Source organism: Polaribacter sp. (assembly GCF_039939415.1).
Taxonomy (GTDB): Bacteria; Bacteroidota; Bacteroidia; order Flavobacteriales; family Flavobacteriaceae; genus Polaribacter.
Map to the genome: position 1 here is coordinate 1 of NZ_JBDVJE010000051.1, position 12,981 is coordinate 12,981.

General features: G+C 27.6%; 14 protein-coding genes. 1 reads left to right on the forward strand and 13 read right to left on the reverse strand.

Annotated elements, in window-relative coordinates:
• Nucleotides 1-216: 216 nt before the first annotated feature.
• Nucleotides 217-2,424 (reverse strand): DNA mismatch repair protein MutS, encoded by a 2,208-nt coding sequence (locus ABJG40_RS08400; RefSeq protein ID WP_348024141.1) that lies wholly within the window; start codon nt 2,422-2,424, stop codon nt 217-219.
• A 36-nt stretch (nt 2,425-2,460) separates the two neighbouring features.
• Here ABJG40_RS08400 and ABJG40_RS08405 point away from each other — a divergent pair, with 36 nt between their 5' ends.
• Nucleotides 2,461-3,126, forward strand: coding sequence for a uracil-DNA glycosylase (locus ABJG40_RS08405; protein WP_348024142.1), 666 nt, complete (start codon nt 2,461-2,463; stop codon nt 3,124-3,126).
• On the opposite strand, the gene ABJG40_RS08410 is transcribed toward ABJG40_RS08405, so the two are convergent.
• From ABJG40_RS08410 to rlmD, 12 genes are all read right to left on the reverse strand, one after another.
• Nucleotides 3,110-4,126 (reverse strand): glycosyltransferase family protein, encoded by a 1,017-nt coding sequence (locus tag ABJG40_RS08410; RefSeq protein ID WP_348024143.1) that lies wholly within the window; start codon nt 4,124-4,126, stop codon nt 3,110-3,112. The two genes, ABJG40_RS08405 and ABJG40_RS08410, sit on opposite strands and share 17 nt — an antisense overlap.
• Before the next feature lie 6 nt (nt 4,127-4,132).
• Nucleotides 4,133-5,002, reverse strand: a complete 870-nt coding sequence (locus ABJG40_RS08415; protein WP_348024144.1) for a UDP-2,3-diacylglucosamine diphosphatase — start codon at nt 5,000-5,002, stop codon at nt 4,133-4,135.
• Nucleotides 5,003-5,296: 294 nt separating this feature from the next.
• Complete coding sequence (locus ABJG40_RS08420) at nt 5,297-5,437, reverse strand: hypothetical protein (RefSeq protein ID WP_348024145.1); 141 nt, start codon at nt 5,435-5,437, stop codon at nt 5,297-5,299.
• Between the two features lie 18 nt (nt 5,438-5,455).
• On the reverse strand, nt 5,456-6,316 hold the full coding sequence (locus ABJG40_RS08425) for a substrate-binding domain-containing protein (RefSeq protein ID WP_348024146.1): 861 nt from the start codon (nt 6,314-6,316) through the stop codon (nt 5,456-5,458).
• Nucleotides 6,317-7,186: a nucleoside phosphorylase gene (locus ABJG40_RS08430; protein WP_348024147.1), complete on the reverse strand. Its 870-nt coding sequence runs from the start codon at nt 7,184-7,186 to the stop codon at nt 6,317-6,319.
• Nucleotides 7,187-8,131, reverse strand: a complete 945-nt coding sequence (locus tag ABJG40_RS08435) for a DUF1835 domain-containing protein (protein ID WP_348024148.1) — start codon at nt 8,129-8,131, stop codon at nt 7,187-7,189.
• A 49-nt stretch (nt 8,132-8,180) separates the two neighbouring features.
• Nucleotides 8,181-8,504 (reverse strand): translation initiation factor, encoded by a 324-nt coding sequence (locus ABJG40_RS08440; protein ID WP_348024149.1) that lies wholly within the window; start codon nt 8,502-8,504, stop codon nt 8,181-8,183.
• Nucleotides 8,505-8,740: 236 nt separating this feature from the next.
• Nucleotides 8,741-9,688, reverse strand: a complete 948-nt coding sequence (locus ABJG40_RS08445; RefSeq protein ID WP_348024150.1) for a 2-oxoglutarate and iron-dependent oxygenase domain-containing protein — start codon at nt 9,686-9,688, stop codon at nt 8,741-8,743.
• Nucleotides 9,689-9,748: 60 nt separating this feature from the next.
• Nucleotides 9,749-10,486, reverse strand: coding sequence for a DUF6048 family protein (locus ABJG40_RS08450; RefSeq protein WP_348024151.1), 738 nt, complete (start codon nt 10,484-10,486; stop codon nt 9,749-9,751).
• The gene (locus ABJG40_RS08455) at nt 10,467-10,922 is read right to left on the reverse strand and encodes a DUF6452 family protein (RefSeq protein WP_348024152.1); all 456 of its coding nucleotides are present in this window, start codon (nt 10,920-10,922) and stop codon (nt 10,467-10,469) included. The genes ABJG40_RS08450 and ABJG40_RS08455 overlap by 20 nt, the downstream gene beginning before the upstream one ends.
• 1 nt (nt 10,923) lies before the next feature.
• Nucleotides 10,924-11,220: a 4a-hydroxytetrahydrobiopterin dehydratase gene (locus tag ABJG40_RS08460; RefSeq protein WP_348024153.1), complete on the reverse strand. Its 297-nt coding sequence runs from the start codon at nt 11,218-11,220 to the stop codon at nt 10,924-10,926.
• Nucleotides 11,221-11,307: 87 nt separating this feature from the next.
• Nucleotides 11,308-12,762 carry a 23S rRNA (uracil(1939)-C(5))-methyltransferase RlmD gene (rlmD, locus tag ABJG40_RS08465; protein WP_348024154.1) on the reverse strand — a complete coding sequence of 485 codons (1,455 nt, stop codon included), beginning with the start codon at nt 12,760-12,762 and terminating at the stop codon, nt 11,308-11,310.
• Nucleotides 12,763-12,981 lie beyond the last annotated feature (219 nt).

Here is a 12,981-nt window from a genome sequence, read left to right on the forward strand (position 1 = left end):
AATTTGTAATATATATTAACTTCCCCCAAATTAAATATATTAAAATAATATTTTACAAATATAGTTTAAGTTATTGATTTGTACAATAGTATATTGTTTAACATCTATATAGTAAGACACGTTTTTTTTGCAATGTCACAATTTGTATGTATCTTTTTTATTTTTAGTGTTTTAAGAAAGTAGAAACTTTAAATTATTGACTTGTATTAGTAGGTTCTATTTTTTTGATTTTTCAACCAATTCTAATTTATCTGTTGTAGTTTTTGTAGTAAAGATTCCATAATTAATAGTCACAGATTTTTTATCTATTTTGTCTATAGTTCCTACAGAATTTGAGTCTAAAATTCTAACTTTATCATTTAACTTAAAAATATAGAGTGCTTTTTCTTTAGCAATTTTAGCTGCTTCAATTTTCTTTTCTTTTCTAACTTCAACAACTTTTTCTAAAACTTCTTTTTCTACTTTCTTAATAATTTCTTGTACTTTTTTTTCTTGAACTTTAGCTTTTTGTTTTTGAGATTTAGTTTTTGGTTTAACAGGGTTCTTCTTAATATGTCTTACCTTTTCATCTGCAACCCACTTGTTAAAGTTAGCATTTAGTTCTTTTTTATTATTAGTTTGAAAGTATTTATTAAGTAGCTCATTTGTTTTTCTACCTAAAGAAAGCATTTTTTGATTTTGATCATACAACTCTTGAAAACCAGAGAGTTTATCTTGAATTTTTTGCTCTTTTTCTTGAAGGTTATCTAAATGCTCTTGTCCTTTGTGCTTTTGTTTTTCTAAATTGTCTGAATTTTTTTGTAATCTATTTCTTTCTTTTTGGAGTTTAGAAATTGTTTTGTCTAGACGTACTTTTTCGGTTTCTACTCTTTTTTTTGCTTTGTTGATTAAGCTAAAAGGAATTCCGTTTTTCTGTGCAACTTCAAAAGTAAAAGAGCTACCTGCTTGCCCAATAAATAATCGATATAATGGTTCTAAAGTACGTTCATCAAACTGCATGTTTGCATTGGTAACATGCTCTAATTCGTTTGCTAAAACTTTTAAGTTAGAGTAGTGGGTGGTAATAATTCCGAAAGCTTTTTTATAATAAAATTCTTCTAAGAAAATTTCTGCCAAAGCACCCCCTAATTCTGGGTCAGAACCTGTACCAAATTCATCAATTAAAAACAATGTTTTTTCATTACATTTTCTTAAAAAGTAACGCATATTTTTTAAACGATAACTGTAAGTACTTAGTTGGTTTTCAATAGATTGATTATCTCCAATATCAGTAAGTATTGTATCGAAAATATATGTTTGACTGCGTTCATCTACAGGAATTAAAATTCCACTTTGCAACATTAATTGCAATAAACCAATGGTTTTTAAAGTAATACTTTTTCCACCCGCATTTGGCCCCGATATTACGATGATTTGTTGTTGTTCATTTAACTCAATAGTTTGAGCTATAGTTTTTAAATTTTGTTCCTTATTTTTTTTCCATAAAATAGGATGAAAAGCGTTTTTAAAATATATTTTTTTCTCTCTTGATATTTTAGGTAAAATAGCATTTATTTCATTTGCATATTTAGCTTTTGCTCCAATAACATCTGTATGGATTAAGAATAAAATATATTCTTCTAAAAGGTAAACATAAGGTCTTATGGTTTCAGATAAATTACGTAGAATTTTTACTATTTCTTGTTTTTCATCATATAATAAATTTTGAAACTCTCTAGAATAAGATAATGTTGCTTGAGGTGCAATATAAACGATGTTACCAGATTTAGAAGCACCTAATAAGCTACCAGCAACTTTTTTTCTGTGCATTGCAGAAACAGCTAAAACACGTTGATTGTCTACAATAGTTTCTTTTATGTCGTCTAAATAACCAGAAGATATTGCTCTTGATAAAGCACTAGAAAAACTTGCTCCAATTTTTCCTCTTACATTATTAATATCTTTTCTAATTTGTTTTAAAACTGGTGATGCATTGTTTTTTACTTCTCCAGAAATATCAATAATCTTCTTTATTTCATCATCTATTAAGGTGCTAAATTCTATTTCTTGAGAAAGTTCAAAAAAAGTAGGAAACTGAACTTTAAATTTTTTAAAAAATTTAATTAATTCATTTACAGTAAGTGAAGTTGTAGCAATTTTTAAAAAAGCATCTGTTTCTATAAAACTATTTTCAATAGCTAACCTTTTTACACTTTCTGTTATATTATCAAACCCATGATTTGGAATTCTATTTTCACTCTCAAAAGAAGAAACATATTCGTTTACCAAATTCAACTCTTTAAAAAGTGTTTTTTTATTATGAATAGGTTCGATTTCTAATGATTTTTCTTTTCCTAAACCAGAAATACAAAATTCTGCAACATGTTGTAAAACGGTTGTAAATTCTAAATCTTGTAATGTTTTATTTGATATCCTTTTGTTCAAAATAGTATCTTTGATTTTTAGCAAAAATACTAAAGTATGCAAGTAAAAATTAATTCTAGTTGGAAAAATATTTTACAGAGTGAATTAGATAAACCTTATTTTAAAGAATTATTAAAATTTGTTGATGATGAATATGCAAATAATACTTGTTTCCCAAAAGAAGAAGATATTTTTGCAGCTTTTAATTATTGTGATTTACAAGATCTTAAAGTTGTAATTATTGGTCAAGATCCTTATCATGGAGAAGAGCAAGCAAATGGTTTGTGTTTTTCTGTAAAAGACGGAATTAAACATCCACCTTCTTTAATTAATATATTTAAAGAAATTTCTACAGATTTGGGTAAAGAAATACCAGAAAGTGGAAATCTTGAAAAATGGGCAAAACAAGGTGTTTTGTTATTAAATGCTACTTTAACTGTTAGAGCTCATGAAGCTGGAAGTCATCAAAAAAAAGGATGGGAAATGTTTACAGATCAGGTTATAAAACTTATTTCTGAAGAAAAAAAGGATGTAGTGTTTTTACTTTGGGGTGGTTTTGCAAAGAAAAAATCGAAATTAATTGATAAGAAAAAACATACTATTTTAGAATCTGGTCATCCTTCTCCATTAAGTGCTAATAGAGGTTACTGGTTTGGAAATAAACATTTTTCTAAAACAAATTTAATTTTAGATGAATTGCATAAAACTACGATAAAATGGTAGGTGGTAATGTAGAATGATTATAGTAAGGTAATAAAAGTGCTTCAATAATTTCTTCAGTAACATCTGGGTAATCAATATCTATTGTATTATCGGATAAAATCCATTTAGAAATATTTTGAATTCTTTTTTTACCAAGTTTTTTTATTACTGAAACGCCCATTTCTTTTAAAGCTAAAGCGTTACATTTTTGTTCATATTGATTTTTCATAGGAATTACCATTAGTTTTTTCTTTAAATAAAGTGCTTCAGAAGGTGTCTCAAACCCTGCACCACAAAGAACTCCGTTTGAAGTGGACATACTTTTTATAAAGTCAAATTCATTTATAGGGTAAATTGTAATATTTTTTTTAAAAATTAATTTTTCTACTTCTTTCGAAAAAATATGCCATTTTACTATTGGTATTTGAGATAATACTTTTACAGTTTTATCTACAGAATATGAAGGTAAATAAACTGTTATATGACCTTTATTACTAATCTTTGTTGTTCTTATTTTTTTTCTAATTATAGGAGAAAAAGTGTTTGAACTATAGTTTTTAAAATGAAAGCCAAAGCGATTGTTAGAAGGAGCATAATATTTTAAAATTAGTTTTTCAAATTTATATTTACCAAATTTTGGTGAAGCTGCATCTAATACTGCATTTTGATGGCTTAAAGAAAGAATGTTAATGTTGTTTAATTTGGCAGCCCAAGCAGAAACTGGTTCGAAATCATTAATTATTAAGTCGTAATTTTTAATAGGAATATTTTTTATTTCATTATAAAAATTAGAAAGTTTCATTTTTTTAAAACTTTGAAAAAAATCGATACCACCTTTTTTACCAAAAGTAAAATTTAATCCATGAAGTTTGTATTTAATTTCAAAGCCTAAATCTAAATTATTTTCTTTACCGCTAACAAGAATATCTAAAGATCCTTTTTGTTGCAATACAGGAATAATTTCTTTTGCTCTAGTTAAATGGCCATTTCCTGTACCTTGAAAAGCATATAATATTTTCATATGGAATTATTTTAAAGGTTTATTAATGTCGAATTCTTTTAGTAATTCATTAAAAATAAAATTGTTTGAATCTTCTTTTTTTATTTTTTTTGATTTTTGTTTCTCTTCATTTTCTTCAATAAACTTATCTTTTGAATATTCGTATAAACTCCATTTTTTGTTACTATATTCTAAGGCAGTTAAATTTTCAATCCAATCTCCAGAATTTAAATAAATAGTTTTTCCTTTATTGTTTTCTATTTCTCTTATTTCGGGTTGATGAATGTGCCCACAAATAACATAATCGTATTTATTTTCTATAGCAATATCCGAAGCTATTTTTTCAAAATTATTTATAAATTTTACAGCAACTTTAACGCTGTTTTTTATTTTTTTTGATAAAGATAATCGCCCATAACCTAACAATTTACTAAACCAATTTATAAGTGTATTGATTAAAATTAATAGGTCGTAACCTTTACCGCCTAATTTTGCCAACCATTTAGAGTGTTGCATGGTTACATCAAAAACATCACCATGAAAAAACCAAGCTTTTTTACCATTAAGATTTACAATTAATTTGTTAACTATTTTAAAACTCCCTAATTGAAAGCCTTTAAATTTTCGTAACATTTCATCATGATTCCCAGTTATATAATATACCTCAGTTCCTTTACTTAAAAGACTTGTTATGTGTTTTATTACACTCATGTGAGATTTTGGAAAATAACGTTTATTAAATTGCCAAATGTCGATAATGTCTCCATTTAATATCAATACTCTTGGCTGTATTGTTTTTAAATAGTTTAATAATTCTTTGGCTTTACAACCATATGTGCCAAGATGTACGTCAGAAATTACAACGTAATCTAATTTGCGTTTTTTTTGTTTTTTCATTTTTTAAATTGAAGGAGAAGAATTGGTCTTTGCAAAAATGTAGATTCTTTGCAATTTGTTTTGTTATAATAAATGATACTTTGTTGCTAAACAATAATTTATCTTCTAAAGTTTTATCAAAATTAGAATGTAAATGTTTTGCTATGGTAAACTTAAAATAAAAAAAAGGTAAGAAAAACTTTATTAAAAAGTTTAGAAATAGTAAGGTTAATGTTTTATTTGATAGTAAATTAACATAAAAAAATCCGCTAAATAGCGGATTCATTGAATTTGAAATTAAGAATCAAGAAGACTTTAAGAGAAATCTGCTTGATTTAATGTTGTTTGAATAGTTGTTGTATTGTCTGCTAAACCACAAGATTTAGAAGTACTTCTACAAGAAGAAAAACAAATGATTCCTAAAATACAAACTGCAATAAATACTACTTTTTTCATTGTTAAGGGTTTTATAGGCTAAATGTACATATTTTTTATGAACTCACCCGAATTTTTCTTCTCTTGTATAACGTTAAATTGTATCATTTTATTTTGAATGCGTGTAATTAAATTTTTAGTGATGGGTTTACTATCATTCCATTCAGTTATTTTTAACCATTGCTGAATATCTTGTAATTGTTGGTTATAATTATCTGCTAAAATTTTGTCTAAATCAGGTGTTTTTTTGAACTCTGAAGTTTCATTATTAATAATATCTAAAACCTTTTTAACTTCATTAAAATTATTTTCTAAAACTTCATTTCTTACAGCAATAACAAAACAGGGCCATGGAGTAGGGCAGTCATCAATTCTTCTAAAAGTGCCATTATCTACTAAGGGTTTTGTGGTAAAATGTTCCCACATAAAATAATCTGCTTCACCATTTATAAGTGCATCAATCCCTCCTTGTAAATTACCAATAACTTTAAACTTTAGTTTAGAAACATCCCAACCTTGGTTGTAAGCGTTTACAATAGCCATTAAATGAGAGCCAGAACCAAACCTACTAATTGCAATTGTTGCATGTTCTAAATCTTCAATTTTTTGAAAAGAAGATTTTGCGCCAACATGAATTCCCCAAATTAAAGGAGTTTTTACAAATGTTTGTACAATTTTAGATGGATTACCAGCAGCAATATCTTTAATAATACCTTCTGTTAAAACAATAGCTATATCCACTTCTCCAGAACGTAGAGCTTTACACATTTGTCCTGTTCCACCAGGAAAATCTTGCCAACTTACTTTGATGTTTTGTTTGCTATATTTTTTGTTTTTTAAAGTGATTTTCCAAGGATAATTAAAATGCTCTGGAACTCCACCAATTTTTAGATTTGCCATTTACTGAATTAATTTTTCTAATGTATATTCTATTAATTCTGCAACTACTTTACCAGGGTTATTACTAAATGTTCCATTGGCTCTGTTGGCAATAATTGCATTTATAGAGCATGCATTATGACCTAGTAATGCTGATAAACCATAAATAGCTGAAGTTTCCATCTCTAGATTGGTAATTCTATTTTTATTAAAATTAAAGCTGTCTATTTTATGGTTTAAATCATTGTCTTGCAATGCTAAACGTAATATTCTACCTTGAGGTCCATAAAAACCACCAGCAGTTGCTGTAATGCCATGAAAAGTTTTTTCTGATTTTAATTTATCTTCTAATTCTTGGCTATTTTTAACAATAATTGGATATGCTTTTTTAGGGCTCCAATTTGTATGTTTAACAAAGGCTTCTTCAATATTAGGGTTTGAGATTGTATTTATTTGATAGGAGTGAAGCATTCCATTTAAATCTAAACCATGAGAGCCTATAACAAAAGAATCTACAGGAATATCTGCTTGTAATGAGCCAGAAGTACCAATTCTTACAATGTTTAAAGAGGTTAATTCTTTTTTTGGTTGTCTAGTTTCTAAATCTATGTTTACAAGTGCATCTAATTCGTTTACAACAATATCTATATTATCTGGACCAATACCAGTAGACATTACAGAAAACTGTTTGCCTTTATATGTACCTGTAGTTGTTTTAAATTCGCGTTTTTGAGTTGTAAATTGTATAGAATCAAAGTGCTTAGAGATTTTATCAACTCGATCTTGATCGCCAACAAAGATTATATTTTTGGCAATATTTTCGGGTCTTAAATTTAAATGATAAACACTACCATCTGGATTTAAGATTAGTTCAGATTGTTTTATAGGCATTTATGATGTAATTTGTAATAGTTTTTCTGTTTGATTATTAAATAAAAAACTATATTTTTTTGCTCCTCCAAGATACGAATTTTCAGTGCGAATTTCACTATAAAAATTCATTTGGTTTTCCAATACTTTTTTTCCTTTTCTAGATAACTTTACAGGGTTAAAAGAAGTAAATAATTTTTGAAGTTGGTTTATAGAATGTTGGTATTGTATGTCTCCAAAACCATATTTTTCTTGATTTTTAAGAAGTTTTACAATTAATTGATTTTTAGATGAGAAGCTATTTGAATTTGCAGTTTTAAGTATTGTGTTTTCAACCTGATTTAAGCCATTATCTATAGAAGGAAATCTTAATAAATGAGCCTCTAAAGCAGATGTTAAATATTGAAAAGGAGACATTGGATTAAATTTATAGACGGTTTCTAATCTTAAGGGACTATCAGAACAATATAATTGCCAAATATAATCTGCATATTCAATATCATCTTGTGTTAAATCGATTCTTTTTTTAAAGTGTTGATGAATTTGATTTTCAGTCAATTCTCCTAAACCTTTTAGTTTTTTAGAACCTTTTATTTTTCCACTACAAACTAGTGAAATATGATAACCTTTTCTATATGTTTTTAACCAACTTATTACAGCAAGCATGTTAATTTGACAAAATAAATCATACTCAAACCATAATACAATTTCTTTACTTTCTTTTTTATTGCAAAGATTTCTATATTCTTTAAGTGTAAAATCTATAAAATTTTGTTTAGACACTTTGTATGAAGATTTAAAAAAATCAAATCTATTTTTCCAAAAGGTTTCGCTTCCAACATCTGGTGTTGTTTTGCCTTCGCACAACATTTCTCTCCAAGTTATAAAATCTCCAGAAAAATGTAGTTTTTTAAGGTAGTTTGTAGTACTATCTCCATTTGTAATATGTAATATTGGGGAACTCATAATTAAAAAATTAACGTTTTTTTTAAATTAATACTTGGTCATAAAAATACTAACCACCTACACGTTTTACTTTAAATCCTTTTTCTTTTAACATGGTCATTATTCGATCTCTATAATCTCCTTGAATAATTATCTTGTCATCTTTAAAACTTCCTCCAACAGAAAGTTTTGTTTTAATTTCTTTGGCTAGAATTTTAAAATCGGATGTTGCTCCTGTATATCCTTCTAGAATAGTAATTGGTTTTCCTTTTCGTTTTTCGTATTTGCAAATAATTGGGTCGTCTTGTAACCAAATATTCGATTTTTCTTTAACAGGTTCAACAGTTTCTTCGTGCTCTGGAAAAAGGTTTTTTAGTTGATCTTTTAAGTCCATTCTGTTCAGTTTTCAGTTTTCAGTATTCAGTTCTCAGTGAGCAACTAACTATAAGTTTTAATTATTTATTATTCTATTTTTTGGCAATTAAGTCTAGCCCTGATTGAAACGGCATCCTTTTTTTATTTTTCTTAAAAAAAGATATAGTGAAAAGCAGGAAATAGCTTCTTATAATTTTTTTAAATTTCAGTTTTCGGTCTATAACTAACTACAAACCGCTATTGAAAAACTGCCTGCTATTTTTTTAAACCTAATTCTCTTAATCTTTCATCTAAAAATTCTCCAGCAGTAATATCATCAAATTGTTTTGGATTTTTAGCATCAATACAATTTTCTAAAACATCTAGTTTCATATCTGACACTGGGTGCATAAAAAATGGAATTGAATAACGAGAAGTTCCCCACATTTCTTTTGGTGGATTTACAACTCTATGAATCGTAGATTTTAATTTGTTATTACTGTGACGTGATAGCATATCTCCTACATTTATCATTAGTTCATCTGGTTCTGCCATAGCGTCAATCCAATCTCCTTTATGATTTTGAACTTGTAAGCCTTTGCCTTGCGCACCCATTAATAAAGTAATTAAATTAATGTCTCCATGAGCTGCAGCTCTTTCTGCTCCTTTAGGTTCTGTTTCTATTGGTGGATAATGAATTGGGCGTAAAATACTATTTCCGTTTTTAATATAATTGTCAAAATAAGTTTCTTCTAAACCTAAATGTAATGCTAAAGAGCGTAACACATATTTAGCTGTTTTTTCTAGCATTTGGTATGTTTTTTTACCAACTTGATTAAACTTAGCTAGTTCATTAACAGTTACATTTTCTGGATATTCGTTTGCGTATTTAGAATCTTTATCTACATACTGACCAAAATGCCAAAATTCTTTTAAATCTCCTTCTTTTTTACCTTTGGCAGATTCTTTACCAAAAGATACATAGCCTCTTTGTCCTCCAATTCCTGGAATTTCATATTTCTCTTTTGTATCAATAGGTAAATCAAAAAAGTTTTTTATTTCTGCATATAAATCTTTAACCAATTGTTCATCTAAAAAATGACCTTTTAAAGCTACAAAACCAATGTTTTCATAAGCATGACCAATTTCATCAATAAACTGTTGTTTTTTGCTGTCATCAGAAGATAGAAAGTCTGCTAAATTTACACTTGGTATTTTATTCATGATGTTTTAATTTAATAATAGGGTTGATAAAGTTACTAAAAATTCGATAAAGCCAAATTATTATTTCTTTTTAAAAGGAATTAAGTAAGTAATTGTATAGTTAAATCCAAAACCTGTGTTACTATCAAAAATTCTATTAAAACCTGGAGAATATAAGGTTTTAAAGTCTTTTTGATCTTTTACACTCATTAAAATTTTATAAGAACCTGTAAATGTTAAAAAGAAATTTTTGAAAGTTTCTGCTCTAAAACCTACTACAAATTCAGACCAATGTGCGTTTAAACCTGTTTCGGTTATTGGCGTGTTTATTGTGTATGTAGGAAAATAATTTCCACTAGTTATATTTGTAACGTTATTTGCATTAGATACATTTGGTGTATAACTATTTAAGGTTTGTTCGAAAAGGCTAAACCCATAACGATATCCTAAAATAACTTCGTTATTCATGTCTAACCAATTCTGGTACGCATTAAAATTGAATCCTAAACGTAAATAATTTCCTTTTACAGTTGAATTAGAATAATCTTCTGCTGTTGTTTCTTCTTCATAACCGATTTCTGCAGCTAAATAAAAGTTTTTCTTTATTCTGTAATCTCCTACAATTTCAAAACCACTATAAGAGCTGTTAAACTGAGCTAAAATAGGTTTGCTAATATCTACACCTAGCCTTAAGCCGTAATTAGTTTTGTATAAAATACTATCTTTTTTAGAGTTTGTAAGTGTGTCTTTTTTTTGTTCTTGAGAAAATCCATCAACAAAAACAAAAAATAAACATATACTAATAATATATTTTAACATGTGCTGCATCTTGATTGTCTATTGTTGTTAAAGTAGAAGGTGTAAACTCTGTAAACCACGTGTTGTCTGTGGTAAAAGTAACATTGTTAAAAAGAATTCTATAACCACAAGAACGTGATACATATTCTTCTTCTGTTGTGTAGTTTATGGTAAAAGTTTCTACATCTGTACCATTAGAAATTTTGTACACAGTTTCTGTAGCTAAACTATTTAAAGGAATATAAATAGAGTCTGTACTTACACCATTAAAAATAGTGTCTTTTTCATCAGCCCAAACATATAATTCATTTACACTTTTTGTAGTTGTTTTATCTATGTCATCATAAAAACGTAAAACTAAATTAGGTGTAACAGGGTTTTGTAAGCAAAAATCATCTTTTTCGCAAGAAGTAATTGCGAGTATAATAATTCCTATAATTAAGAATGTTTTTTTCATATTAATCTTCTTCTTCAACTTCTACAATTACATTAATAGCTTTTGCTAATTTAAAATCTAATTCTGTAACACCCTCAGCATCATGAGTAGTCAATTTAATTTCTAAAATATTGTATACATTTGTCCATTCTGGATGATGATTTAAAGCTTCACATTCAAACGCAATTCTGTTCATTGCAGACATACAATCTTTAAAATTATCGAATTCAAAATCTGTATGTAAAGCATTGTCATAAAAATCCCAATCATGTAGAGACTCTAATTTTCTTTCTATTGCTGAATCTGATAGTTTTATCATTTATATTAAAAAGTTATTTATTTTCTTGGACTAATATATGATGATTCATAAAAATAAAGTTCAATAATTTAAAAATTATGACTTCATTTAACATTTCTCAAACAAAACTACAGTTTCTATATGACTTGTATGTGGAAATTGATCTACCAAACTAATTTTTTTAATAAAGTAACCAGCTTCACTTAACAATTCTGTATCTCTTGCCTGAGTTGCAGGATTACAAGAGACGTAAACCATTCTGTATGCATTTAAATCAATGATTTTTTTCAAGGTTTTTGGCGCAATTCCTGCTCTTGCAGGGTCTAAAATAATAGTCTTAATTTTGTTTTTATATTCAGGGTGTGCAATTAAAAATTTTCCAACATCAGCAGCATAAAATTTTAAGCCTTCAATATTATTTCTTTTGGCATTTTTTTCAGCATCTTCAATGGCAGAAGCTACAATGTCTACACCTACAATTTTTGCATTTTCACTTTTAGAAGCAACAATTTGACCAATAGTTCCTGTTCCACAAAATAAATCCATAACAACAGTGTTGTCTACTTTTGTTTTATCTTCTAAAACATATTCTACTACTTTAGAATATAGTTTTTCTGCACATTTTGGGTTGGTTTGAAAAAAGCTTTTCATACTGATTTCAAAATTTAAACCTAATAATTCTTCTACAATTTTATCTTTACCATAAACAAGATCTAAACTTCCTGCAGTTGCAATAGTTCTATCTCCTGTTTCATCGTTAATGGTATGCAATAAACCTGCTAAACGTTCTCCAAAAATATCTTTTAGAAAAGCTGCAAATTTTTGTAAATCGAATTTATCTAAATCTGGAGATGTAGTTACTAAGTTGAATAATAATTCATCTGTTTTGTATGATTTTCTAACAATAAAGTATCTAAAAAATCCTTCTTTTCTAGGCCCATGCCAGGGATCTAATCCCGTTTCAATACAGTGTTGACGAATGTTTTTTAGATTGTCTTCCATTTGCTTATCAAACAAACCAGAGTCTTTTTCTAAATTATCTCCCATCCACCAAACTCCACGTCTTTTAAAACCTAAAGTAAACTCATCTTTATCAGTTTTATGTACTCTATCATAACCAATTGCAGAGAAACCATATTCCATTTTGTTTCTATAATGAAACACGTTTGGAGATGCTATAAACTCATCAAATAAATCTTCTATATTTTCTACTTTACCAATTCTTTTGAATAAAGAAAGTGTACTTTCTTTTTTGTATTTATGCTGTAAATCTATTGGAAGTTGAATGTAAGGCGCTCCAGGAATATCTTGAAAAGGAACTTCTACTTCGTCTTCTGATGGTTCTAAAACATCAATTAACTTCGCTTCAGCGTACTTTTTACTAGACTTACTAATTTGCGCTTTTACCAATTGACCAGGTAAAGTATTTGGAATAAAAACGACAAAACTTCCTTCTTCAGAATGTATTCTTGCAATTCCTTTTCCGCCAAAGGCATAATCTTCAATTTTTAATTCTAAAACTTGATTCTTCTTTACAAACTTATTTCGTTCTCTACGTGGCATTTTTAATTGTTTTGGACTGCAAAATTAAGGAAAAGTTATTGATAGATTTGCTGATATTGAATTTAAGTTTTTTCTCTTTTAACGTGAGTTCGACTTAAGCAATAGCATTATTAGGTAACATATTCGGGATTTTTATAGAAGGTTTTTTAGGTAAAAAAGAATATGCAATTAGCCCAGAGATCATATTTGTTATGAAATTATCAAAAGATCTATGTCTAG

Excerpts from the sequence above, each read along its gene's own strand:
- ABJG40_RS08435 (WP_348024148.1), bottom strand. The coding sequence starts at position 8,131 with ATGAGTTCCCCAATATTACATATTACAAATGGAGATAGTACTACAAAC.
- ABJG40_RS08440 (WP_348024149.1), bottom strand. The coding sequence starts at position 8,504 with ATGGACTTAAAAGATCAACTAAAAAACCTTTTTCCAGAGCACGAAGAA.
- ABJG40_RS08425 (WP_348024146.1), bottom strand. The coding sequence starts at position 6,316 with ATGGCAAATCTAAAAATTGGTGGAGTTCCAGAGCATTTTAATTATCCT.
- ABJG40_RS08450 (WP_348024151.1), bottom strand. The coding sequence starts at position 10,486 with ATGTTAAAATATATTATTAGTATATGTTTATTTTTTGTTTTTGTTGAT.
- rlmD (WP_348024154.1), bottom strand. The coding sequence starts at position 12,762 with ATGCCACGTAGAGAACGAAATAAGTTTGTAAAGAAGAATCAAGTTTTA.
- ABJG40_RS08405 (WP_348024142.1), top strand. The coding sequence starts at position 2,461 with ATGCAAGTAAAAATTAATTCTAGTTGGAAAAATATTTTACAGAGTGAA.
- ABJG40_RS08415 (WP_348024144.1), bottom strand. The coding sequence starts at position 5,002 with ATGAAAAAACAAAAAAAACGCAAATTAGATTACGTTGTAATTTCTGAC.
- ABJG40_RS08455 (WP_348024152.1), bottom strand. The coding sequence starts at position 10,922 with ATGAAAAAAACATTCTTAATTATAGGAATTATTATACTCGCAATTACT.
- ABJG40_RS08460 (WP_348024153.1), bottom strand. The coding sequence starts at position 11,220 with ATGATAAAACTATCAGATTCAGCAATAGAAAGAAAATTAGAGTCTCTA.
- ABJG40_RS08445 (WP_348024150.1), bottom strand. The coding sequence starts at position 9,688 with ATGAATAAAATACCAAGTGTAAATTTAGCAGACTTTCTATCTTCTGAT.
- ABJG40_RS08410 (WP_348024143.1), bottom strand. The coding sequence starts at position 4,126 with ATGAAAATATTATATGCTTTTCAAGGTACAGGAAATGGCCATTTAACT.
- ABJG40_RS08430 (WP_348024147.1), bottom strand. The coding sequence starts at position 7,186 with ATGCCTATAAAACAATCTGAACTAATCTTAAATCCAGATGGTAGTGTT.
- ABJG40_RS08420 (WP_348024145.1), bottom strand. The coding sequence starts at position 5,437 with ATGAAAAAAGTAGTATTTATTGCAGTTTGTATTTTAGGAATCATTTGT.